The sequence below is a fragment of the Pseudonocardia sp. ICBG162 genome (assembly GCF_020496225.1).
In the GTDB taxonomy this organism is placed as follows: Bacteria; Actinomycetota; Actinomycetes; order Mycobacteriales; family Pseudonocardiaceae; genus Pseudonocardia; species Pseudonocardia alni.
Genome location: NZ_JAHLJD010000031.1, coordinates 1,286,822 through 1,309,387 on the forward strand (window position 1 = coordinate 1,286,822; position 22,566 = coordinate 1,309,387).

Here is a 22,566-nt window from a genome sequence, read left to right on the forward strand (position 1 = left end):
GACACCCGACTGGACACCTGTCCACCCGTAGTGGATCACGGTAGCGGCACCGCCCGGCGCCCCGGGACCGGGGCGGTCGACGGCTAGGCTGGGGCCGGTGGACGGAGCATTCTCCCGGCGGAGCGAGGTCGCGCCGGCGACCCGGGACCGGCTGCTCACGGCCGGGGCCGAGGAGCTCGCCGACGGCGGCGCCGCGGCGTTGACCGTGCGCCGGGTCGCGCGCCGGGCGGGGCTGTCCGCGGCCACCGCGTACAAGGTGTTCGCCTCGAAGGAGCACCTGCTCGCCGCGGTGTTCCTCGCCCACCTGCGCAGCGCACCGGGCGCCGAGCCCGCCGCGGACCTGCCGGTCGAGGAGCGCCTCGCCGGCTACGTCGACGGTCTGGTCGCCGCCCTCGACGGCGGCGGCGACCTCGACACCGCGCTGCGGTCGGTGTTCCTCGGCCACGACCCGGACGCGCGCCGGATCCGGGACTCGGTCGTCGCCGACTTCCAGGAGCGGTTCGACCGGGTCTGCGGCGACGACCTCACCGGCGACGCGCGCCGCACCGCCCGGCTGCTGCTCGCGGGCACGCTGGTGCTGACCGGGACCGGCATCGACGACGCCGCCGCGGCCCGTGCGGAGCTCGTCCGGGCCGTCCGCGCGCTGCGGCCGGCCCCGGCCGGTCAGACCGCGAGCAGCTCCGTCGACCCGAGCCCCAGCTCGTCGAGCGTGGCGCGCACCTCGCCGGTGTAGACCGGGTTCATCAGCAGCACCGACCGCGGGGGCGAGTCCAGCAGGTCCTTCGGGGCGCGGATCGGCAGCCCGAGCCCGCCCATGAAACGCCCCTGCAGGCCGGGGTTGATGTCGACGACCGCGCCGACCGCGCCGGTCCCCTCCGCCCCGCCCTCGACGACGTTGAGGAAGGTCAGCCCCTTCGCCCCGCCACCCCAGACGACCACCTCGTCGCCGGTCGCGGCCCGGCCGCCGAGCCACTCCCGCCAGCGTCCGACCTGGTCCGACACCCGGGTCGCGAAGTCCCGGCAGGCGCTGCGCAGCGCCTCGCGCAGGTGCGGCTCCAGCTCGGGCGCGCCCGGCGTCCCGTCCGGGCCCGCCTCGGCGACGACGTACTGGTCGGCGTAGGTCAGCCGCACCTGCGGGTCGGAGAAGCCGACCCCGGTCAGGAACGTCCGCATGGTCGCCGGGGTGAAGTAGGAGCAGTGCTCGTACTGCAGGTCCCAGAAGGCGCCCTCGTCGAGGATCCGGCCCAGGTCGGGCACCTCGGCGAGCAGCGCCCGGCCGCCGCCGCGACGCAGCCCGGCGTACAGCTCCGCGCCGAAGACGGCGAGGTCGGGGATGTGCTCCAGGGTGTGCCGGCAGACCAGGGCCGCGGTGTCCGGCTCGACCTGGTCACGGGCGAACTCCGCGGGGACGGCGGTGAGCCGGTCCGCCAGCTCCGGGCGGACCCGCTGCGGCACGAAGTGCGGGTCGATCCCGGTCACCCGGCCGACGCCGGCGCCGAGCAGCTCGGCGGCGAAGTCGCCGGACCCGCACCCCACCTCGACGACGTGCCGCCCGGCCAGCCCGAACCGCGCCACCCAGTCCGCGGTGATCTCCGCGGCGTAGGCGGCGAAGCGGGGGGAGTGGTGCTGGGACTCCTCGTGGTCGCCGGTGTAGTCGAGCAGCCCCGGGTCGAAGTCGCGGTTGAACACCAGCCCGCAGCGCTCGCACAGCACGAGCATCTGGTCACCGGTGGCCACCGAACGCGCCGAGACCGGGTCGGGCAGCACCGCGGTGCCGTGCACCGGCAGCCCGGTCGCGGAGAAGAACGGGTCGCTCGCGGGCGCGTCGCACGCGGGGCAGCGGTTCAGCACCGGGCGAGACTAACGGCAGGCCGTCACCCGTCCGTGCGGGCGCTCCGCCCGGGACCGGGCCCTCACCGGTTCAGCACGCCCTGCGGGTCCTGCGCGTCCGGGACGGCGCTGCCGGAGGTCCCGAGCAGCTTCTGCCACTGCGGGTGGTCGACGACGTCGGGCACGCTCTCCACCCGTCGTGCCGCCGCGAGCACCTCGACGGCACGGGCGGCGTCGTCCTCGGTGCCCGCGCGCACCGTGCGGGCCAGCTCCGGCCAGGTCTCCCCGCCGAGCAGGCCGTTGACGTCGTCGGCGCGGTGCGCGCGCTGGAACTCGCTCACCGCGGCCGCGGTGCGGTCGTCGAACCGGCCGTCGGGCTTCCCGGTCAGCGACCCGGCGTCGCGCAGCAGGTACTGGGCCGCCTCGACCATCGGGCCGCGGTCGCCGGTGCGCAGCAGCGGCCAGCTCGCCTTGGTCGCCTCGGTGCGCGAGAGCCGCCTGCCCAGCAGCCCCGCCACCTCGCGGCGCAGCCGGGGCAGCGCGGCGTAGAGACGGTCGCCCGGGCAGAGGGTGTTGCGGTAGTCGCGGTGGCCGTAGAGCTCGGTCGGGGCGATGCCGTAGCGCAGGCAGATGTAGGCGCAGGTGACGCGCAGCGAGTTCCACAGCGCCGGGGTCGGGTCGACCCCCATGTAGGTGCCCTCGTTCTCGATGCCGATCGCGATGACGTTCTGGCCGGGCGAGTGCGCCCCCTCGACGACGCGGCGGCCCCCGTTGAGCTCGCCGAGGCTCCAGAGCCTGCCCTCCATCACGTGCCCGCCGCGCGAGATCGTGAAGTGCTGCCCCGAGTCGAGCCAGCCGTTGCGGTCCATGTGGTAGCTCTGGATCGCCCTGGCCATCCGGTGCGCGGCGCCGACGCTGTAGTCGTTCGTGTTCGCCCCGGCCGTGTGGTGCACCAGGATCCGGATCGGGCGCCGGTCCCAGATCTTCGGCGGGAACTTGGGCTTGCGCGCGCCCCACTCGAAGCAGCGCGCGATGTAGGGGACCGGCACGCCCTCGGCGAGCGGACCGGCACCGGCCGGGCCGGGCATGCCGTCCGGCCCCGGGACCGCCGACGGGCCGGGCACCGGGCCCGTGGCGGGCGGAGCGGGGTCGGTGGTCGGCGGCGGCCCGGCGAACGCCCGGCCCGGCAGGACCAGGCCCGCGCCGGCGACCGCACCCCCGACCAGCAGCCCGCGGCGGCTCCAGCTCTGTCCCGGCTCGCCCATCGCTGCTGCCCCCCTCGGCGGCACCGCGCCGGCACCGCCTCCGTCACACACGCCACATACGTCCCGTGCGACTCCGCATTCTCTCGGTTCACGGGAAAAGGACGGCGCGGGCGCGCCGGGCGAGCGCGTCACACGGGTGGGCGGTCCCTGAACCCGCACCTGCACCTTGCTCCGGTTACCGGTCAGTAATACTCTGGAGTCAGTTACCGGCCGGTAAGTCGATCGGCCCTGGCACGAACGGCGGTGAAGGACGGATGGGCCACTACAAGAGCAACGTGCGCGACCTCGAGTTCAACCTCTTCGAGGTGTTCGAGGTACAGGACCACCTCGGGACGGGACCCTTCGAGGACGTCGACATCGACACCGCCAAGGGCGTGCTGTCCGAGCTGTCGACCGTCTGCACCGGCCCGCTCGCCGAGCACTACGCCACGATCGACCGCAACCCGCCGGTCTTCCACCCCGAGGACCACACGGTCACCACCCCGCAGGAGCTCAAGGACGCCTACAAGGTCCTCTGGGACGGCGAGTGGTGGCGTCTCGGCCTGCCGAACGAGCTGGGCGGCATGGGCATCCCGCCGTCCGTGCAGTGGGCCGCCGCCGAGCTGATGTGCGGCTCCAACCCGGCCATCTTCATGTACATGGCCGGCCCGAACTTCGCCTCGATCCTCTACAAGAACGGCAACGAGGAGCAGAAGCGCTGGGCCCAGCTGATGATCGACCGCGGCTGGGGCGCCACCATGGTGCTGACCGAGCCGGACGCGGGCTCCGACGTCGGCGCCGGCCGCACCAAGGCGATCCAGCAGGACGACGGCACCTGGCACATCGAGGGCGTGAAGCGCTTCATCACCTCGGCCGAGCAGGACTTCACCGAGAACATCATGCACCTGGTGCTGGCCCGCCCCGAGGGCGGAAAGCCGGGCACCAAGGGCCTGTCGCTGTTCCTGGTGCCGAAGTTCCACTTCGACGCGCAGACCGGTGAGCCGGGCGAGCGCAACGGCGCCTTCGTCACCAACGTCGAGCACAAGATGGGCCTCAAGGCCTCCACCACCTGCGAGCTGACCTTCGGTGCCCACGGCACCCCGGCCGTCGGGTGGCTGCTGGGCGACGTGCACGACGGCATCGCCCAGATGTTCCAGGTCATCGAGTACGCCCGGATGATGGTCGGCACCAAGGCCATCGGCACCCTGTCGACCGGCTACCTGAACGCGCTCGAGTTCGCCAAGGAGCGCGTGCAGGGCGCGGACCTGACGAAGATGACCGACAAGACCGCGCCGCGGGTCACGATCACCCACCACCCGGACGTCCGCCGCAGCCTGATGCTGCAGAAGGCGTACGCCGAGGGCATGCGCGCCGTCTACATCTACACCGCGACCTTCCAGGACAAGGTGCGCCTCGGTGGCGAGGACGCCGCGCTCGCGGAGAAGGTCAACGACCTGCTCCTGCCGATCGTCAAGGGCGTCGGCTCCGAGCGCGCCACCGAGCAGCTCGTGCAGTCGCTGCAGACCCTGGGCGGGTCGGGCTTCCTGCAGGACTACCCGATCGAGCAGTACATCCGGGACGCCAAGATCGACTCCCTCTACGAGGGCACCACCGCGATCCAGTCCCAGGACTTCCTGTTCCGCAAGATCGTCCGGGACAACGGCCAGGCCCTCGCGCACGTCGCGGGCGAGGTCCAGGCGTTCATCGACTCCGACGCGGGCAACGGCCGGCTCAAGGAGGAGCGCGAGCTCCTGCGCACCGCGCTGACCGACGTGCAGGGGATGCTCGGCACGCTGACCGGCTACCTCTACGGCTCCACCAAGGACGTCACCGAGCTGTACAAGGTCGGCCAGCACACCGTGCGGCTGCTGATGGCGGTCGGTGACCTGCTCGTCGGCTGGCTGCTGCTGCGCCAGGCCACCGTCGCGCTCGCCGCACTGGGCACCGACGGCGTCTCCGCGAAGGACCGGGCCTTCTACGAGGGCAAGGTCGGCGTCGCGACCTTCTTCGCGAAGTCCGTGCTGCCCCGCCTGACCTCGGACAAGGCGATCATCGCGAACGCCGACAACGAGCTCATGGAGCTCGACGAGGCCTCGTTCTGATCCGGTTCCGATGACGAAGGGCCCCGGGCGCGGACTCCCCGCCCGGGGCCCTTCCTCGTCGTGCCCCTACTGCGCGATGTAGCTCTCCAGCTGCTCGCGCTCCTGCTCCAGCATGTCCATCCGGGCCTTGACCAGGTCGCCGATGGACACGATCCCGGCCAGCGCCCCGTCGACGATCACCGGCAGGTGCCGCACCCGGCGGTCGGTCATGATCCGGGCGAGGTCGCCGACGCCGTCGTCGGGCGAGCAGGTGACCACCTCGGTGGTCATCACCTCGGCCACCCGCGCGTCGAGCAGCGCGGCACCGTGGCTGTGCAGCCGGCGCACCACGTCCCGCTCGGAGACGATGCCGACCAACCGGTCGCCGTCGACGACGGGCAGTGCGCCGAGGTTCCGCTCGGCGATCGCGCGCAGCACCTCGCTCACCGAGTCGTCCGGTGCCACGGTGCTGACCGCGCTGCCCTTGCTCCTCAGAACGTCCGCGATGCGCATGGGGTACTCCGATCCCTCGCTGTCCGACGGCTGGAGGGATCAGGGTACGAATGTGACCTGGCTCTCGTCATCCCCTGACGGGAACGATCACCGGATCAGCCGCCGCACTGCACGATCGGCTGAGGGTTGTACTTGACCGTCCGCGTCTTGCTGGTCGTCTCCCCGGTCTGGATGTTGCGCATGGTCCGGGTGTCGGTCGCGGTGAAGCCCGGCGAGCCCTTGCTGGCGCTGCACGGCTGCCCCGCCGGGATGTTGACGACCTGCGGCTGGGTCGGGTTGGTCCGCGGCCCGGTCGCCGAGGTGACCTCGTACATCTTCTGGCCGAGGAACGAGACGGTGACGTTGCTGGGCGTCCACGTCGTCCGGATCAGCACGGCGGTCGGACCGTCGTTGCGGAACTTGACGTCGATGAGGTCGTTGAAGACCGTCGCCTCGCGGGCCACCGGGTAGCGGCTGATGTAGTAGCTGTGCTCCTTGTGCTCGACGTCGGTCATGCCGGCGAAGTACGACGCGTTGTACAGCGTCGTCGCGAGCTGGGAGACACCGCCGCCGACGCCGCGCGCCGGGTGGCCGTCCTCGATGATGCCGGCCTCGACGTAGCCGTTGGCGGCGTTGCGGGGGTTGCTGACGCCGTTGAGGCTGAACGTCTCGCCGGGCTGCACGATCTGGCCGTTGATGGCCTCGGCGGCGCGCTTGATGTTCTGCCCCGAGTCGGCGGCGAACCCGCCGGTGGTGAACGTCGAGATCTCGGTGGCGTTGCCCAGCGACTCCAGGTCGGCCGTGGTGATCTCGGCCGGCTTGTTCGCGTAGACCGCCGCGACGGTGCGCTCGCCCTGGCCGGTGAGGATCGGCAGCACGTTCGCGAAGGTCGCGTCGTAGTCGATGCCGCGCCCGTCCTGCGACGGGACGACCCGCGGCGGGGTCGCGGCGAAGTCCAGCTGGGCGTCGACGCCGGGCTTCTCGGTGCTCGCCAGCTGCGGCTGCGCGACGTCCTCGAGGGTCTTGTTCGCGATCACCGGCTTCAGCTTCACCGGGCCCTCCGGGTCCGCGGTGAAGCTGAGCGCGGTGGTGATGTCCTCGGGGGTGATGGTCGCGTTCGCACCCTCACCGGTGATCGTCAGCGGGCCGGCGACGGCGGGCTTGGCGACCTCGTCGATGGCCTTCTGCACGTCGGCCGGGGTGGTGACGGCCTGCTCGACGATCAGCGGGAGCTGCACCGGCTCGCCGGAGGCCCACTGCTCCTCGACGACGCCGACGGCCGCGTCGACGTCGAGCTGCTGGCCCGGCTCCGGCGCGACCGGGGTCGGGGTGACGCCCTGCCACTGGACCGAGCCCTCCTTGGGCTCCTTCATGACCAGCGGGGCCATCTGCTCCAGCGCGGTGCGCACGGCACGGTCGTCGGCGGAGTTGACCACCCCGACCTCGCGGGTGGTGAAGAACGAGGAGATCCGGGTGATCGGGTTCAGCGGCTGCTCGCCCGCCTCGTCGAGGGTGCGCGCGTAGTCGACCTGCAGGCCCGCGGCCTTCGGGTCGATCTCGGAGCGGACCTCACCGGCCTGGACCGGCACCGGCGCGGAGGAGCGGGGCTCGATCGCGGCCTGCAGCGTCTCGGTGGCCTGGGCGCGCGACATGCCGCCGATCTGCTGACCGGCGACGACGACGCCGCGCGGCACGCTGCCGGAGCTGAGCGCGAGGTCGCCGACGTAGCCGAGGACGAGCACGCCGAGCGCGGCGGCCGCGACGATCAGGCCGACCGGGCGCTTGCGCTGCGGGCCGTCACCGCCCTCGCCGTCGCCGTGCCCGTCACCGTCGCCACCACCGGGGCCGCCGGGCCCACCGGGGCCTCCCGGCCCACCCGGACCGGACGCGCCCACGGGCCCGGTCGCGCCCGCGGCACCGAACGCGCCGGCGCCGAGGACCGCGGTGCCCGCGCCCGGGCCGCCGGTGTGGATGCGGGCGGTCTGCTCGGCGGCGCCGCCCGCGGGCGGCGCCGCGGCCGCGGCCGGGGTGACCCGGGGCAGGACCTGGGTGCGCTGCTCGCTGAGCGGGGCGACGCGGACGGTGTCCTGGTCCTGCCCCTCGGGGGCGGCGGGGACCGGGCGGGTCGCGTCCGGCGCACCGGCCGGCCGGGGGCCGGGCTGCGGCGCGGCGGGGGCCGGGGCGCCGCCGGACGGCTGCGGGGCGGCCGTGCCGGACTCCGGGCGGGGCGGCGTTCCGGGCTGCTGCGGGGCACCGGTGTCCGGGCGCTGCGGCGCGGGGGACGGCTGGTGCGGGGCGGGCGACGGCGCGGCCGGGCCGTCCGCCGTGGTCGCCTGCCCGACGACGGTGCGGGCCGCGGGGGACTCCGGCGGCGCCTGCTCGGCGGCCTCGGCCGGGTCGGCGGGACCGGACACCTCGGCGGCCGGGACCTCGGTGGCGCCCTGCGGCGCGGGCGTTCCCTGCGGCGCGGCGGGGGCGGCGGGACCGGGCGAGGGACGGCGGGCGGGCATCACGGGGCGACCGGCACCGGCGGCGTCGCCGTTCTGCGGGTCTCCCGGCTCCGGCGCGGACGTCACCGGCTGCTCGTCCGCGTCGTCGGACGAGGGAGGGCGCTCGGGCATGACGTGGGACTTCCTTTCCGCACTGCCATCGACTCTGTCATCGAGACCGGCGTCGTCGCCTGCGTCGACACCGCTGTCGAACCGGGTGGGCCGCGGGTCCGTGCGGACCGGCGCGACCCGGGGGTCAGAGGTAGAGACCGGTCCCGTGCTGGGTGGCCTCGGAGGCCACCGCGTGCAGGTCCCGCTCACGCATGACCAGATGCCCGACGCCGGCGATCTCGACCTCGTACTGGTCCTCCGGGGCGAGCAGGACGCGGTCGCCGGCCTTCACCGTGCGCACGTGCTGTCCCACCCCGACCACCTCTCCCCAGACCAGACGCTTGGCGACCTGTGCGGTTGCCGGGATCACGATTCCGGCCGAGCTCCGTCGCTCGCCGGAACCCTCGACCCTCTTGATCATGACCCGGTCATGGAGCATCTGGATCTCGAGTTTGGGCTCGACCACCGGGCCGATGCTACGGGTGACCCCTGACGCCCCCGGCGGCGCCCGGCGCAGGCGAGAGCATGCCCCGAACGTGGAACGCCCCGCGGCGCTACCGAGTCGGGGGTCGGGTGGCGCCGCGGGGCTCAGCAGGGGTTTCGCGCCGACACGACGACCTGTTACACCGCAAACAGTTTTCACTCGTCCGGAGCAGCGGGGCTCAGGTGTTGGCGAGCAGGTACCGCCCGAAGTGCGGCACGGTGAAGGCGATCTGGCCGCGCTGGGCGGAGAACACCAGCCCCTTCTTGAGCAGGCTGTCGCGCGCCGGGGACAGCGACGACGCGCGCCGGTCCAGGTGCTTGGCCACCAGCGACGTCTCGACGGGGTGGTCCTCCCCGTCGGTCAGCTCGGCCATCGCCCGCAGGTACTCGCGCTCCGCGGGCGTCGCCCGCTCGAAGCGCGAGCCGAAGAAGCCGACCGCGAGCTCGGCCTCGGCCTCGGGGGCGGCCATCTCGACGTCCTTCACACCGATCGGGCTGGTCGGCGCGGCGTCCCAGGCGGCCTTGCCGTAGGCCTGCACGAAGTAGGGGTAGCCGCCCGAGCGGACGTAGAGGTCGTCGAGGGCCTCCTGGTCGAAGGTCGCCTCCTCGCGCTCGGCCGGGGCGATCAGCGCGAAGTCGGCGTCCTTGCGGTCCAGCCGGTCGATCCGCGAGTACTTGAACAGCCGCTCCGAGTAGGACTTCGACGCCGACAGCACCGCAGGCAGGTGCGGCAGTCCCGCCCCGACGACGACGAGCGGCACCCGGGCCTGGGACAGCTCGTGGCAGGCGGCGCAGAGCGCGGAGACGTCCTCGGGCCGCAGGTCCTGCATCTCGTCGATCAGCAGCGCGATGCCGGAGCCGACGTCCTGGGCCAGCTCGGCGACCTCGGTGAACAGCTCGACGAGGTCGATCTCGATGTCCCCGGAGTCCGCGCGCCCGTTCTTCACCGGGACGTCGATGCCGGGCTGCCAGCGCTCCCGCAGCTTGGTGCCCTCCGGCGACGACCGCAGCGCGAACGCCTTGAGCACGCCCAGCACCTCGTCGATGCGCTCGGGCGCCCGGTGCCGGACGGCGAGGTCGCGGATCGCGCGGTGCAGCGCCGCGGACAGCGGGCGGCGCAGGTCGGCGTCCGGGCGGGCCTCGATCTTCCCGGCGCCCCAGCCGGCGTGCATCGCCATCGAGCGCAGCTCGCCGAGCAGGACCGTCTTGCCGACGCCGCGCAGCCCGGTGAGCACCAGGCTCCGCTCCGGGCGACCGCGGGCGACCCGCTCCAGGACGATCTCGAAGGCATCCACCTCGCGGTCCCGGCCGGCCAGCTCCGGCGGGCGCTGCCCGGCGCCGGGGGCGAACGGGTTGCGCACCGGGTCCATGCGAGGACGGTATCCGCCGCTCTTCGGAATTCCGTAGACGACGACGGCGTGTCGCGGCCCCGCCACCCGGGCGGCCCAGCGACGACGTCGGTCACCCAGCGTGGTCGCGATGCCCGTCCGGGCCGGCTCCGGCGTCGCCCGTGCGGTCCGCCGCGAACGCACCGTGCGAGCGGGACCGGTGAATGACAGTGTTGTCGTCACGATCCGGTGGCCCGCGCCCGGTGACCTTCCGCGACCGCGGCTGACCAGCGACACTCTGAGGCGTGCACCACCCTGTCGCACGTGACTACGCCCGGGAGGAGAGCGCTGTGGGCCGACACCGCGGACGGCACCGCGCCGACCGGATGCATCACTCGACGCTGCGGATGAAGCCGATCACGCTGCGTCGCCGACGGCTGGAGAGCCTGCGCAGCCTGCTCGCAGGAGCGCGCCCCGGCTGGTGAGAAGGACGGCGGGGGCGACCCCCGAACGCTCCCGCCGTCCACCACCCCGTCCCGGACCTGCCGCGCCCGGCCGTCGCACCCCTGGTGCCGCCGTCGCACCCTCCGCACGGGGTGCGGTGACCGCGTGCGGGGTGCGCCGGGCGACCACGGATCGCGGGGCCCGGTGACGGGTCAGGTGCGGTCGGGGCCGTCCACGACCTCGCCGTCGACGACCGGGCCGGTGCCCGCGGCGGGGCCGGTGATGCGCGGGTACGCGGTCGCCGTGCGCGGCTCGGTGACGGTCTCGCCCTCGACCACGGTGGCGCCGTAGCGGATCCGCGCGGTGCGCAGGCTCGGTGCGGCCCGCTCGGCGGCGTTCACCATGCGACGCCGGACCAGGGCCCGCGTCGGGGGGAACACCAGGGCGAGACCGAGCACGTCGGTGATCAGGCCCGGCAGGAAGATGAGGATGCCACCGGCGGCGACGAGCAGCCCGTCGGTCGCCTCCTCGTGCGCCAGCTTCCCGCGCTGCACCGCGGTGGCGAGCGCGCGGGCGGCGCGGACGCCCTCCCGGCGGGCGAGCAGGAGTCCGACCACGGACCCGGCGAGCAGGACCAGCAGGGTCCAGCCCAGTCCGATCCACGCGATCAGCCCGGCGAGCGCGACGATCTCGAGCACGACGTAGAGCAGCACGAACGGCATGCCCGTACAACGCACGGGCACGCCGTTCTGCTCCCGGATCGCCCGAATTCCCCGGATCGATCTCCCGGGGCCCTCGGATGATCTCCCCAGGTCACCAGGTGAAGGCGACCCCGGGGTCGTGCAGCAGCGCGCCGACGTCGGCGAGGAAGCGCGAGCCCTCGGCCCCGTCGACGAGGCGGTGGTCGAACGACAGCGCCAGCCGGCACACGGTGCGCACGGCCAGCTCGCCGTCGACGACCCAGGGGGCGGGCTTGATCGACCCCACCGCGAGGATCGCGGCCTCGCCGGGGTTGATGATCGGCGTCCCGGTGTCGACGCCGAGCACGCCGACGTTGGTGATCGTGAACGTGCCCCCGACCAGGTCGGCCGGGGCGGTCCGGCCCGCCCGGGCGGTGTCGGTGAGCGTCGTGAGCGCGTCGGCCATGCCGCGCAGGGTGAGGGTGTCCGCGTCGCGGATCTTGGGGACGACGAGCCCGCGCGGCGTCGCGGCGGCGATGCCGAGCTGGACGCGGGCGTAGTAGACGATCTCGCCGGCGCGCTCGTCCCAGCTGGCGTTGACCGCAGGGGTCCGCGCGGCGGCGAGGCAGGCGGCCTTCGCGACGAACGCCAGCGGGGTCAGCTTGACCCCGGCGAACTCGCGCGAGGCCCGCAGCCGGTCGCGCAGGGCCATCATCTCGGTGACGTCGACGTCGAGGAACTCGGTGACGTGCGGCGCGGTGAACGCGCTCGCGACCATCGCCGCGGCGGTGGCCTTGCGGACGCCGCGGATGGGCTCGCGCCGGTCCTCGGTGGGCCGGGCGGTGGTCGTGCCCGCCACGGCGGCGACGGCCGATCCGGCCGGAGCCCCGGCGGCCCCGGTGCCCGGCCCGGCGGCAGCGCCCTGTCCGGCGGCAGCGCCCTGACCCGCGGCGGAGCCCTGACCCGCGGCGGAGCCAGGCCCGGCGGCGGAGCCAGGCCCGGCGGCGGAGCCAGGCCCGGCGGCGGAGCCAGGCCCGGCGGCGGAGCCAGGCCCGGCGGCCGCACCCTGACCCGCGGCGGTACCCGGTCCGGCGGCCGCGCCCTGGGCGGCGGCGGTGCCCGGCCCGGCGGCGGGCCCCGGATCTCCGGGGCCCGAGTCGTCCGGCGCGGCACCCGAGGTCGCGGCGCCGGCGAGACCCCCGGCAGCGAGACCCCCGGCAGCGGCACCCGCCGCGGCGAGGCCCCCGGCGACCGGCAACCCGGCAGCGGACGTCCCGGCAGCGCCCGCTCCGGCGCCCCGGCCGTCGGCCGCAGCGCCGTTCCCGGCCCCCGCGAGCCCGGCGCCCGTGAGTCCGGCGCCCGCACCCCCGGCCCCCGACGCGGCGGCGTGCACGTCCTCCCGGGTGATCCGGCCGTCCCGCCCGGTCCCCGTCACCGCCCGCAGGTCGACGCCCAGCTCCCGTGCGAGCAGGCGGACCGGCGGCGGGGCGAGCGGGACCTGCGCGGCCCGCGGTCCGACCGCGTCGCCCCCGGCCCGCCCGTCGGAACCCCCGGCCTGCCCGTCGGAGCCCCCGGCCCCCGGGTCGGCTCCGGTGGACGTCCCGGGAGCGGCCTGCTCGGGCGACCCGAGCGACTGCTGGGGCGACGGGACGGGGGCCGCGCCCGGCCCCGGTGCATCCGGGCCCCCGGAGCCGGCGGCACCGGGGTCCCCCGCCGCGAACGACCCGGACGGGGCGGCGGGCGCAGCGGAGGCGGCGGGCTCGCGCCGGGGCCGTCGCCGGGCGGAGCCTTGCCGCGGCCCGTACCCGACGAGCGTCGCGATCCGTCCGTCCTTGCCCGCCTCACCGATCTTCGCGCCGGTGTCGGCGACGGCGTCGGCGTCGGGCGCTGCCCCACCGGTGTCGATCGCGATGATCGGCGTCCCGACGGCGACGGTCGCGCCCGGCTCGGCCAGCAGCTCCCCGACCGTCCCGGCCCACGGCGAGGGCAGCTCCACGGCCGCCTTCGCCGTCTCGATCTCCACGATCACGTCGTTCACCGCGACCGTGTCCCCGGGCGCCACCCGCCAGGTGACGATCTCGGCCTCGGTCAGCCCCTCGCCGACGTCGGGCAGCTTGAAGTGCTCACGCATGTGCGGTCCTCACCAGGCCAGGGAACGGTCGACGGCGTCGAGCACCCGGTCCAGGTCCGGCAGGTACTCGTCCTCCAGCCGCGACGGCGGGTAGGGCGTGTCGAAACCGGTCACGCGCAGCACCGGCGCCTCCAGCGAGAAGAAGCACTCCTGCTGGATCCGGGCGGCGACCTCGGAGGTCACCGACGACTCCGCGGGCGCCTCGGACACCACGACCAGACGTCCGGTGCGACGCACCGAGTCCACGACCGGGCCGAGGTCGAGCGGGGACAGCGACCGCAGGTCGACCACCTCGAGCTCGCGGCCCTCCTCGGCGGCCGCGGCGGCCGCGTCGAGGCAGGTCCGCACCATCGGCCCGTAGGTGGCGACGGTCAGCGTCGAGCCCGGCCGCACCACCCGCGACGCGTGCAGCGGGTACGCCGACGCCAGGTCGGCGCCGTCGAGCTCGCCCTTCTCCCAGTACCGGCGCTTCGGCTCGAAGAAGATCACCGGGTCGTCGGAGAGGATCGCCTGCTGGATCATCCAGTGCGCGTCCGACGGGGTCGAGCAGGTGACCACCTTCAGGCCCGCGACGTGCGCGAACAGCGACTCGGGCGACTCGGAGTGGTGCTCGACGGCACCGATCCCGCCGCCGTAGGGGATCCGGACGACGACCGGCACCGGCACCCGGCCCTGCGTCCGGTACCGCAGCTTCGCCAGCTGGGACACGATCTGGTCGTAGCCGGGGAAGACGAACCCGTCGAACTGGATCTCGCAGACCGGGCGGAACCCGCGCACCGCGAGCCCGATCGCGGCGCCGATGATCCCGGACTCCGACAGCGGGGTGTCGAGCACGCGCTGCTCGCCGAAGTCCTTCTGCAGCCCGTCGGTGATGCGGAAGACGCCGCCGAGCCGGCCGACGTCCTCACCCATGACCAGCACCTTGGGGTCGCGCTCCATCGCGGCACGCAGGCCGTCGTTGAGCGCCTTCGCCATCGTGGTCGGCACGGCTCAGCCCTCCTCGTCCGCGAACGACGCGTGGTAGGCCAGGAACTCCTCGCGCTGGCGCTCCACCGTCGGCGACGCCTCGGCGTAGACCTGGGAGAACATCCGCTCCGGGCCGGGCTGGGGCATCGCCCGGCAGAACGCCCGCATCCGTTCGCCCAGCGCGTCCGCCTCGGCCTCGACGGCGTCGAAGAAGTCGGCGCCGACGCCGTGCCGCCGGGCCAGGTGCACCCGGACCCGCTCGATCGGGTCCTTGAGCTTCCACAGCTCGACCTCGTCGGCGAGCCGGTAGCGGGTCGCGTCGTCGGAGGTGGTGTGGGAGTCCATCCGGTAGGTGAACGCCTCGATCAGCACCGGGCCGTTGCCGGTGCGGCACTCGTCGAGCGCCCAGCGGGTGACGGCGAGGCAGGCGAGGACGTCGTTGCCGTCCACCCGGACGCCGGGGAAGCCGTAGCCGCGGGCGCGCTGGTAGAGCGGCACCCGGGTCTGACGCTCGGCCGGCACCGAGATCGCCCACTGATTGTTCTGGCAGAAGAAGACCAGCGGCGCGTCGTAGGCGGCGGCCCAGACGAAGCCCTCGTGGACGTCGCCCTGGCTGGTGGCGCCGTCGCCGAAGTAGCAGATGGTGGCCTCACCGGTGTCCCGGTCGCCGACCTTCGACTCGAAGCGCTGGCCCATCGCGTAGCCGGCGGCGTTGAGGCACTGGTTGCCGATGACGATCGTGTACGGGTGGAACCGGGTCGCGACCGGGTCCCAGGTGCCGTGGTCGGTGCCGCGGAAGATGCCGAGCAGCTCGGTCGGGTCGACGCCGCGGCACCAGGCGACGCCGTGCTCGCGGTAGCTGGGGAAGCACATGTCCTCGGGCGCGAGCGCGCGGCCGGAGCCGACCTGCGCGGCCTCCTGGCCGAGCAGCGGCACCCAGAGGCCGAGCTCGCCCTGGCGCTGCAGGGAGTTGCCCTCGCGGTCGGCCCGCCGGACCAGGACGAGGTCGCGGTAGAGCGACTGCAGGTCCTCGGCGGTGATGTCGGCGGCGTAGCGGTCGAAACGCTCGTCGGGCACCCGCTCGCCCTCGGGGGTGAGCAGCTGGACGAGCTCCGGCCCGCCCTCGTCGACGCCCTTCAGCCCGGCGACGACCTGGTCGTGGCTGGGCCGCGACCGCGGATCGGTCGGTATCCACGCCTGGGGTACGTCCACGGCAGACCTCCTCGGTCGCACCGGGCGGGGTCACGCCCGGGAGCGTCGGCTCCGGGCCCGTGCGGGTGGTGCGGACCCGGGACGCGCAGGCGCGTCACCACCGATCCTGGCACGTCACCGGCCCCGAGGAGAACCGGTGCCCCGCAGGTCGACGGGTGGACGACGGACCGTCGGACGTCCACATACGACGGTCCCGGCACCCGGCCGGGACCGCCGCGGGAGCGGGTCAGGCGCCGTGCGGACGCTCCGGGTTCGGCGGCGGGAACGCCGGGGGCTGCTGCGGGGTGCGCTGCGTCGGCGCGTCCGCACCGCCCGCCGGGTACGGCGGGTTCCCGGCGGCCGGGCGGCCCGGGGCGGGCGGAGTGGTGCCCGGCGCGCCGTAGCCGTAGCCGGGCTGCGGGATGCCCGCGACGTCCTTCGCCTTGCGGGCGGCCCCGGCGATCTGGTTCGTGTACTTGCCCTTGGTCTGCTTGTCGACGAACTGGGCGGCGGAGTCGAGGGCCTTGCCCGCCTTGTCCGGGTTGGACCGGGCGTAGCGGCGGGCGGCCTCGACCGCTCCTGCCAGGACGGTGAGTCTGCGGAACAGCGACATCTTCGAGGACCTCCGTGACGGTGCGGCACCGCGTCGATCCCGCGGCACTCGGTCGTCGCACCAACAGTAGGCGAACGGGCACGGACCGGCGCGGCGTTCCACCGGCGTGCGACGAGCACGTAACGGATCGGTCGTGCGTGCGGCGGTGACCCGCCGGTAAGTGGCAGGATCCCCGCCGTTCGACCCCGCCTCACCTGGAAGGCAACCGCATGACGACCGCGAGGACCCGCAGCGTCCGCTCCCTGACCGGGATCGCACTGTCCGCACTGACCGCACTGGTCCTGACCGGCTGTGGGGCCGGCGGCGACGGCAGCGGGGGAGGCGGCTCCGCCGAGGCCACCGGCACCGACGCGCCGATCCCGGCCGTCGCCAAGGACGACCGGCTCGCGGCGATGGTGCCGGCCGAGGTGCGGCAGGACGGCACGTGGGTCGTCGGCACCGACCCGACCTATCCGCCGAACGAGTTCACCGCGCCCGACGGCACCACGATCATCGGGATGGAGGTCGACCTCGGCAACGCCATCGCCCAGAAGCTGGGGCTGACCGCGAAGTTCGAGCAGAGCCAGTTCTCCGGGATCATCCCGGGCATCACCGGCGGCCGCTACGAGGCCGGCATCTCGTCGTTCACCATCAACGACGAGCGCACCAAGGTGCTCGACATGGTCGGCTACTTCTCCGCGGGCACCAGCCTCGCCACCCGCAAGGGCAACCCGGACGGGATCGACCCGAACGACCTCTGCGGCAAGGCCGTCGGCGTCCAGCAGGGCACCGTGCAGGTCGAGGACGTGCAGGCCCGCACCAAGAAGTGCACCGACGAGGGCAAGCCGGCCATCCAGGTGACCGAGCTGCAGGCCCAGACCGACGTGACGCTCGCGCTGAACTCGAACCGGATCGTCGCGATGCTCGCCGACTCCCCGGTCGCGGCCTACGCGCAGACCACCACGAACGGCGCCGTCGAGGTCGTCGGGCAGCCCTACGACACCGCCCCGTACGGCGTCGCGCTGAAGAAGAACGACGGCCAGTACGCCCAGGCCGTGCAGGGCGCCGTCCAGTCGCTGATCGACGACGGCACCTACAAGAAGATCCTCGACAAGTGGAACGTCGCCAACGGCGCCATCGCCACGTCCTCGATCAACGGTGGCTGAGCCGGCGACCACCGGCGCCCGCCCCGAGCCCCGCGACGCGGTCGCCGTCCGGCACCCCGGACGGTGGGTCGCGATCGCGGTGCTCGCGGTCCTCGGCGCGATGCTGGTCAACACGCTGCTGACCAACGAGAACTTCGGCTGGCCGGTCGTCGCGCAGTACCTGTTCTCCGCGCCGGTGCTCAACGGGCTCGCCAACACCCTGGTGCTGACCGTGCTGTCGATGCTGATCGGCATCGTCGGCGGCGTCGGGCTGGCCGTCATGCGGCTGTCGCCGAACCCGGTGCTCTCCGGGGTGGCCGGGGTGTACCTGTGGCTGTTCCGCGGCACCCCGCTGATCGCTCAGCTGCTGTTCTGGAGCTTCCTGTCGGCGCTCTACCCGAACCTGTCGCTGGGCATCCCGTTCGGCCCGGAGTTCGTCGTGTTCGACACGAACTCGCTGATCACGCCGTTCCTGGCGTGCCTGCTGGGCCTCGGGCTGAACGAGGCCGCCTACATGGCCGAGATCGTGCGCGGCGGGATCCAGTCGGTCGACCAGGGCCAGAGCGAGGCCGCCGGGGCGCTCGGCATGACCCGCGCCCAGACGCTGCGCCGGGTGGTGCTCCCGCAGGCGATGCGGGTGATCATCCCGCCGACCGGCAACGAGACCATCGGCATGCTGAAGACGACGTCGCTGGTCGTCGTCATCGGCTACACCGAGCTGCTCACCTCGGTGCAGCGGATCTACTCGACGAACTTCCAGACCATCCCGCTGCTGATCGTGGCCGCGGCCTGGTACCTGCTGCTGACCTCGCTGCTCACCGCCGGTCAGCGGGTCATCGAACGCCGCTACGGCCGCGGTGTCGCCGGTGCCGTCACCGAGGCGACCCCGCTGGTGCGGCTGTTCTCGTTCCGGACGGGAGGGAAGACCTCGTGACCCCGATGGTCCGGGCCGAGACGGTCGGCAAGAGCTTCGGCGACGTCGAGGTGCTCCGCGGCGTCGACCTCGTCGTCGAGCCCGGGCAGGTCTGCTGCGTGATCGGGCCGTCGGGCTCGGGCAAGTCCACGCTGCTGCGCTGCATCAACCACCTCGAGACGATCGACACCGGGCGGCTGTGGGTGGGCGGCGAGCTCATGGGGCTGCGCGAGGAGAACGGGAAGCTCTACCGGCTGCGCGACTCCGCGCTCGGCAGGCAGCGCCGCGAGATCGGCATGGTGTTCCAGCGCTTCAACCTGTTCCCGCACCGCACCGCGGCGGAGAACGTGATGGAGGCGCCGGTCGTCGTCCGCCGGGAGTCCCGCGCGACCGCACGGAAGCGGGCCGTGGAGCTGCTCGGCCGGGTCGGGCTGGCCGACCGGGCCGACGCCTACCCGGCGCAGCTCTCCGGCGGGCAGCAGCAGCGCGTGGCGATCGCCAGGGCACTGGCCATGCAGCCGAAGCTGATGCTGTTCGACGAGCCGACCTCGGCGCTCGACCCGGAGCTGGTCGGCGAGGTGCTCGACGTGATGCGCGAGCTGGCCCGCGAGGGCATGACGATGATCGTCGTGACCCACGAGATGGGTTTCGCCCGCGAGGTCGGCGACGCGCTGGTGTTCATGGACGACGGCCGGATCGTCGAGTCGGGCGACCCGCGCGCGGTGCTCTCCGACCCGCAGGAGGAGCGCACCCGCGCGTTCCTGTCGAAGGTGCTCTGAGGCGACGGTCCGGGGGGCGTCGCGGAGTTAGCATCGCGGGATGTACTCGGCGACGGCCTCCTCCTTCGACGAGTGGGGCGCGATCGCCGAGACCGGCTTCGTCCCACTCCGGGTGCAGCCACCGGGCGGGCGGCCCGCGGCCTTCCGCGGCGAGCTCGTCGGGCGCGGGCTCGACGCCCGCCTGGACGTCTCCCGGATCACCGCCGACCCGTGCCGCATGACCCGCTCCGGGTCGCTCGACGACGCGCCGGACACGCTGTTCCTCTCGATCCAGGGCAGCGGCTCGGTACGCGTGTCGCAGGCGGGGCGGGTCGCCCGGGCCGTCGCCGGTGAGGCCGTGCTGTACCGCAGCCGCGACCGGCTGTCGCTGGTGTGCGAGCAGCCGACCACCTGCCTCACCCTCCAGGTGACGGAGGAGTGCGCGGAGCTCGACGAGGCGGCCGTCGCCGCGGCCCTCGCGCGCACGATCCCGGCCTCGACACCGGCACTGCGCGTACTGGCCGCCACCCTCGCCACGCTCGAGCAGACCGCCGACGGCCTGGAGCCGGTGCCGGCCGCCCGGATGTCGTCGGCGGTGCTGCAGATGCTCGACGCCCTGCTCGGCTCGCTCGACGGCACCGAGACGCTCCCGACCGGCCCGGTCGCCCTCGCCGCGACGATGCAACGGTTCGTCCTGGACCACCTCACCGACCCCGGTCTGTCCGTCGACGCCGTCGCCCGGCGGTTCGGGGTCTCCGGCCGCTACGTGACGCGGGTGTTCGCCGACGCGGGCCGGCCGCCACCCGCCACGTTCCTGCGCGAGGAGCGTCTGCGGCGGGCCGTCCGGCTGCTCGACGGGGAGCACCGCCCGACGGTCGCCGCCGTCGCCGCGCGGTGCGGGTTCGCCGACACGACCACGTTCACCCGGGCCTTCCGGCGCCGCTACGGGGTCACCCCGGGGGCGTGGGGCCGTCCGGGGGCGTCCGACCGGCAGGTCGGGTCCCCGCGGCCGTGAGTACGGCCGCCAGGTCGGCGGCGATCGACGCCGCGTCCCGGGTGTCCGGCCAGAACCGGGCCGGGACGGCGGCGGGGTCGAGCAGGTAGGTCATCGCGGTGTGCTGCACGTCGTAGCCGTCCGGGGTGTCGCGGCGGCGGGTGAAGACGCGGAAGGCCGCCGCCGCGTCGCCGGTCTGCTCCGCGGTCCCGGTGAGTCCGGTGAACCGGGGGTGGGTGGCCGCGAGGTGGCTCCGCAGCCGGTCCGGGGTGTCCCGGCCGGGGTCGACGGTCACGTACAGCGGGACCAGCTCGGCGGCCGCCGCGCCCAGCCGGTCGAGCACGTCGTCGAGCAGGTCGAGTGCGCGGGGGCAGACCACCCGGCACGCGGTGAACCCGAACCGGACCAGCTGCCAGCGCCCGCGGTAGGTCGCCTCGGTGACCGGGACGCCGTGGTGGTCCACCAGCGAGTAGGTCGCGCGGATCGGCGGCGCGGTCACGGCGCGGCCACCAGGTCGACCGCCGCGCCGTCCGGCACCGCCAGCACCGACGGCGTGCGCGGGGTGACCTCGGTGCCGTCCAGGCGCAGCCGGGTCCCGGGCGCGAGGCCGGCGAGGGTCACGGTGCCCCCACCGGGGACGCTCCGGTCGCGGCGCAGGCGGGCGTGCAGCACGCCGTCGACGACCTCGGCCCGGCTGACCTCGACGTCGCGGTCCACCTCGGCGAGCCGGGGCGCGTCGTGGTGCCCGGCCGGCCAGGGGTCGCGGTAGAGGCCCCGCAGGCCGTCCTCGACGTTGAGCCGCGCGTAGCCGAGCAGGACGTTGCCGGTCATCGGCTCGATCTCGGTGCGCCGCCCGTCGGCGTCGCGCGGTGTGTCGTTGCGCGGGTAGTACAGGCCGCCGTCGCGCTCGGTCGGGGCCATGAACCGGTCGGCGTGGGCGAGCAGGCCGTCGAGGGTCTCCCGGTCGCCCATCTCCGAGGCCCAGGCCGCGACCCAGCCGAAGTCGCAGGTGTCGGACACGATCTCCTGTCCCATGACCTGACGGGCGGGCGCGGAGGGCACCGAGAACGTGCCGTCGGGACCGGGTTCGAGGAAGTCGGCGACCTGCCGCCGGTAGTGCCGGCGCACGAAGTCGCCGTTCCAGGTGTTCATCAGCGCGCCGCACCACGCGTCGGCCCAGGGGGAGGGGAGGTCGTTGGGCCGCACCTCACGGGTGTCCTCGGAGATCATCATGGCGTAGTGGCCGCCCTCGTCGAGACGGCCGAAGTCGGCCCACGCCTTCTCGTAGCCGGCCACGACCTCGTCGGCGCGGGTGCCGCCGGTGATCTGGTCGTGCAGCCGGAACCCGAGGATCGCGGGCTGGTTGCAGATCTGGAACACGCAGTTCGGCTCGCACGCGACGCCGAGGTAGCCGGTCTCGACCATCTGCCAGTACAGGTGCTCGGTCAGCGAGTCCCGGTCGTAGGCGAACCGCTTCTCCTCCCCGCCCCAGAAGAACGACCAGTGCCGGAAGGTGAGCGAGCCGGGGGCGGCGAAGTGGTCCGAGCCGAAGAGCTGGTCGTGCAGCGTGGCGCAGGACTGCACGTACGCCGAGTACATGATGTTGTCCCGGACCACCGGGTCCCACTGCTCGGTGTAGCCGTCGGAGAGGTGGGCGTTGAACACCGAGCCGCCGCGCGAGACGTCGCGCCAGTAGAGCCACACCTCGGGCTCGAGCAGCTTCTCGACCAGCCGGCGGATCGTGGGGGCGAACAGGCCGGGCGCCGCGGGCAGCCGGTGCCGGTGGGCGAGGGCGAGCCCGTAGACCATGTAGGCGAGCTGGAAGCGGTAGCCGCCGAAGTCGTCCTGGCTGACGCCCTTGCCGTGCATCAGCGACCAGTCGTTGGGCAGCTGCCGGGACAGGTTGTCCCAGTGCCGCAGGTGGCCGAGCTGCTCGCGGGTCAGGATCCCGTGGGACACCGTCGTCCTCCCTCCGGCGGCCGCCCACGCGGTCCGCCGCGCCGGACCCTAGGCCGGTCCCCGGCAGCCGGGCCGTCGTTCCCGGAACCCGGGCAGGGCGTTCCGGGAACACCGGCCGCGGCGGCGGACCGGGCCCTCAGCTGCGGGGGATGCGCCCCATCAGGAAGAACTCCGGGTTCGGGCGCAGCGCGGTCAGGTGCGCGAGCCGGTTCGACATCGCGAACAGCGCGGTGATCGCGCCGACGTCCCAGATCTCGTCCTCGGACAGCCCCGCGGCGCGGGCGTCGTCGAGGTCGGCCTCGGTGAGCGCCTCGGAGTTCCGGGCGACCAGCAGGGCCAGGTCGACGATCGCGCGCTCGCGCTCCGACAGCTCGACGGCGTAGGGGTTGGTCGCGACGCGCTCGGCGATCTCCGGGTCCTTGTAGCGGACCCGGAGGATCGCGCCGTGCGCGACGACGCAGTAGGTGCAGTTGTTCGCCCCCGAGGTGGCGACGACGACCAGCTCGCGCTCGGCCTTGGACAGTCCGTCGTCGGAGTCCATCAGCGCGTCGTGGTAGTCCAGGAACGCCCGCAGCTCCCGCGGGCGCCGCCCCAGTGCGCGGAACACGTTCGGGACGAACCCCGACCGCTCCGCGATCGCGCCGATCCGCTCCGCCAGGTCCGGCGGGAGCCCGTCGGGGTCGACGTGCCCGAACCTGCTCACCTCGTGCTGTGCCATGACGCGGACGCTAGCCG

At 74.0% G+C, this 22,566-nt stretch carries 21 protein-coding genes; 7 read left to right on the forward strand and 14 right to left on the reverse strand.

All coding sequences use genetic code 11. The features are described 5' to 3' along the window. The first annotated feature begins 97 nt into the window (after nucleotides 1-97). Nucleotides 98-733 carry a TetR/AcrR family transcriptional regulator gene (locus tag KPL60_RS31015; protein ID WP_226368012.1) on the forward strand — a complete coding sequence of 212 codons (636 nt, stop codon included), beginning with the start codon at nucleotides 98-100 and terminating at the stop codon, nucleotides 731-733. On the opposite strand, the gene KPL60_RS31020 is transcribed toward KPL60_RS31015, so the two are convergent. Continuing rightward, the gene (locus KPL60_RS31020) at nucleotides 664-1,851 is read right to left on the reverse strand and encodes a class I SAM-dependent methyltransferase (RefSeq protein WP_226368013.1); all 1,188 of its coding nucleotides are present in this window, start codon (nucleotides 1,849-1,851) and stop codon (nucleotides 664-666) included. The genes KPL60_RS31015 and KPL60_RS31020 overlap by 70 nt on opposite strands. 62 nt (nucleotides 1,852-1,913) lie before the next feature. Continuing rightward, the gene (locus KPL60_RS31025) at nucleotides 1,914-3,095 is read right to left on the reverse strand and encodes an N-acetylmuramoyl-L-alanine amidase (RefSeq protein WP_226368014.1); all 1,182 of its coding nucleotides are present in this window, start codon (nucleotides 3,093-3,095) and stop codon (nucleotides 1,914-1,916) included. Between the two features lie 254 nt (nucleotides 3,096-3,349). Here KPL60_RS31025 and KPL60_RS31030 point away from each other — a divergent pair, with 254 nt between their 5' ends. Continuing rightward, complete coding sequence (locus tag KPL60_RS31030) at nucleotides 3,350-5,176, forward strand: acyl-CoA dehydrogenase (protein WP_226368015.1); 1,827 nt, start codon at nucleotides 3,350-3,352, stop codon at nucleotides 5,174-5,176. Between the two features lie 66 nt (nucleotides 5,177-5,242). On the opposite strand, the gene KPL60_RS31035 is transcribed toward KPL60_RS31030, so the two are convergent. The 4 genes from KPL60_RS31035 to KPL60_RS31050 all read right to left on the reverse strand — a co-directional run bounded on the left by KPL60_RS31035 (nucleotide 5,243) and on the right by KPL60_RS31050 (nucleotide 10,100). Then, nucleotides 5,243-5,668, reverse strand: a complete 426-nt coding sequence (locus KPL60_RS31035; protein ID WP_226354398.1) for a CBS domain-containing protein — start codon at nucleotides 5,666-5,668, stop codon at nucleotides 5,243-5,245. A 95-nt stretch (nucleotides 5,669-5,763) separates the two neighbouring features. Further along, entirely contained in the window at nucleotides 5,764-8,268 is a 2,505-nt protein-coding gene (locus KPL60_RS34350; RefSeq protein WP_305080727.1) for a VanW family protein, read from the reverse strand. A 124-nt stretch (nucleotides 8,269-8,392) separates the two neighbouring features. Then, entirely contained in the window at nucleotides 8,393-8,713 is a 321-nt protein-coding gene (locus KPL60_RS31045; protein WP_062398895.1) for a co-chaperone GroES, read from the reverse strand. Between the two features lie 196 nt (nucleotides 8,714-8,909). After that, nucleotides 8,910-10,100 (reverse strand): ATP-binding protein, encoded by a 1,191-nt coding sequence (locus KPL60_RS31050; RefSeq protein WP_062398897.1) that lies wholly within the window; start codon nucleotides 10,098-10,100, stop codon nucleotides 8,910-8,912. Nucleotides 10,101-10,408: 308 nt separating this feature from the next. Between KPL60_RS31050 and KPL60_RS34130 the strand changes: the two genes are divergently transcribed. Further along, nucleotides 10,409-10,543, forward strand: coding sequence for a hypothetical protein (locus KPL60_RS34130; RefSeq protein WP_255497807.1), 135 nt, complete (start codon nucleotides 10,409-10,411; stop codon nucleotides 10,541-10,543). A gap of 171 nt (nucleotides 10,544-10,714) precedes the next feature. On the opposite strand, the gene KPL60_RS31055 is transcribed toward KPL60_RS34130, so the two are convergent. The 5 genes from KPL60_RS31055 to KPL60_RS34955 form a co-directional block, all read right to left on the reverse strand. Continuing rightward, nucleotides 10,715-11,224, reverse strand: coding sequence for an FxsA family protein (locus KPL60_RS31055; RefSeq protein ID WP_226368016.1), 510 nt, complete (start codon nucleotides 11,222-11,224; stop codon nucleotides 10,715-10,717). A 91-nt stretch (nucleotides 11,225-11,315) separates the two neighbouring features. Then, complete coding sequence (locus KPL60_RS35275) at nucleotides 11,316-13,313, reverse strand: dihydrolipoamide acetyltransferase family protein (protein ID WP_374228783.1); 1,998 nt, start codon at nucleotides 13,311-13,313, stop codon at nucleotides 11,316-11,318. A 9-nt stretch (nucleotides 13,314-13,322) separates the two neighbouring features. Continuing rightward, the gene (locus tag KPL60_RS31070) at nucleotides 13,323-14,288 is read right to left on the reverse strand and encodes an alpha-ketoacid dehydrogenase subunit beta (protein WP_226368282.1); all 966 of its coding nucleotides are present in this window, start codon (nucleotides 14,286-14,288) and stop codon (nucleotides 13,323-13,325) included. A 15-nt stretch (nucleotides 14,289-14,303) separates the two neighbouring features. Further along, the gene (gene pdhA, locus KPL60_RS31075) at nucleotides 14,304-15,491 is read right to left on the reverse strand and encodes a pyruvate dehydrogenase (acetyl-transferring) E1 component subunit alpha (RefSeq protein ID WP_226354402.1); all 1,188 of its coding nucleotides are present in this window, start codon (nucleotides 15,489-15,491) and stop codon (nucleotides 14,304-14,306) included. Between the two features lie 226 nt (nucleotides 15,492-15,717). After that, nucleotides 15,718-16,083 carry an antitoxin gene (locus KPL60_RS34955; RefSeq protein WP_308016865.1) on the reverse strand — a complete coding sequence of 122 codons (366 nt, stop codon included), beginning with the start codon at nucleotides 16,081-16,083 and terminating at the stop codon, nucleotides 15,718-15,720. A gap of 209 nt (nucleotides 16,084-16,292) precedes the next feature. Between KPL60_RS34955 and KPL60_RS31085 the strand changes: the two genes are divergently transcribed. The 4 genes from KPL60_RS31085 to KPL60_RS31100 are packed head-to-tail and all read left to right on the forward strand — an operon-like array spanning nucleotide 16,293 to nucleotide 19,893. Next, on the forward strand, nucleotides 16,293-17,228 hold the full coding sequence (locus KPL60_RS31085) for an ABC transporter substrate-binding protein (protein WP_178373119.1): 936 nt from the start codon (nucleotides 16,293-16,295) through the stop codon (nucleotides 17,226-17,228). Next, nucleotides 17,221-18,141 carry an amino acid ABC transporter permease gene (locus tag KPL60_RS31090; RefSeq protein ID WP_178373120.1) on the forward strand — a complete coding sequence of 307 codons (921 nt, stop codon included), beginning with the start codon at nucleotides 17,221-17,223 and terminating at the stop codon, nucleotides 18,139-18,141. The genes KPL60_RS31085 and KPL60_RS31090 overlap by 8 nt, the downstream gene beginning before the upstream one ends. Before the next feature lie 5 nt (nucleotides 18,142-18,146). After that, nucleotides 18,147-18,899 carry an amino acid ABC transporter ATP-binding protein gene (locus tag KPL60_RS31095; protein WP_226356612.1) on the forward strand — a complete coding sequence of 251 codons (753 nt, stop codon included), beginning with the start codon at nucleotides 18,147-18,149 and terminating at the stop codon, nucleotides 18,897-18,899. Between the two features lie 40 nt (nucleotides 18,900-18,939). After that, nucleotides 18,940-19,893: an AraC family transcriptional regulator gene (locus KPL60_RS31100; protein WP_226368017.1), complete on the forward strand. Its 954-nt coding sequence runs from the start codon at nucleotides 18,940-18,942 to the stop codon at nucleotides 19,891-19,893. Here KPL60_RS31100 and KPL60_RS31105 read toward each other — a convergent pair. The 3 genes from KPL60_RS31105 to KPL60_RS31115 all read right to left on the reverse strand — a co-directional run bounded on the left by KPL60_RS31105 (nucleotide 19,829) and on the right by KPL60_RS31115 (nucleotide 22,549). Next, the gene (locus KPL60_RS31105) at nucleotides 19,829-20,371 is read right to left on the reverse strand and encodes an SCO family protein (protein ID WP_226354405.1); all 543 of its coding nucleotides are present in this window, start codon (nucleotides 20,369-20,371) and stop codon (nucleotides 19,829-19,831) included. The two genes, KPL60_RS31100 and KPL60_RS31105, sit on opposite strands and share 65 nt — an antisense overlap. Then, the gene (locus tag KPL60_RS31110; RefSeq protein WP_226368018.1) at nucleotides 20,368-21,831 is read right to left on the reverse strand and encodes a hypothetical protein; all 1,464 of its coding nucleotides are present in this window, start codon (nucleotides 21,829-21,831) and stop codon (nucleotides 20,368-20,370) included. The genes KPL60_RS31105 and KPL60_RS31110 overlap by 4 nt, the downstream gene beginning before the upstream one ends. A 136-nt stretch (nucleotides 21,832-21,967) precedes the next feature. Then, the gene (locus KPL60_RS31115; RefSeq protein WP_226354407.1) at nucleotides 21,968-22,549 is read right to left on the reverse strand and encodes a peroxidase-related enzyme; all 582 of its coding nucleotides are present in this window, start codon (nucleotides 22,547-22,549) and stop codon (nucleotides 21,968-21,970) included. Between the last annotated feature and the right edge of the window lie 17 nt (nucleotides 22,550-22,566).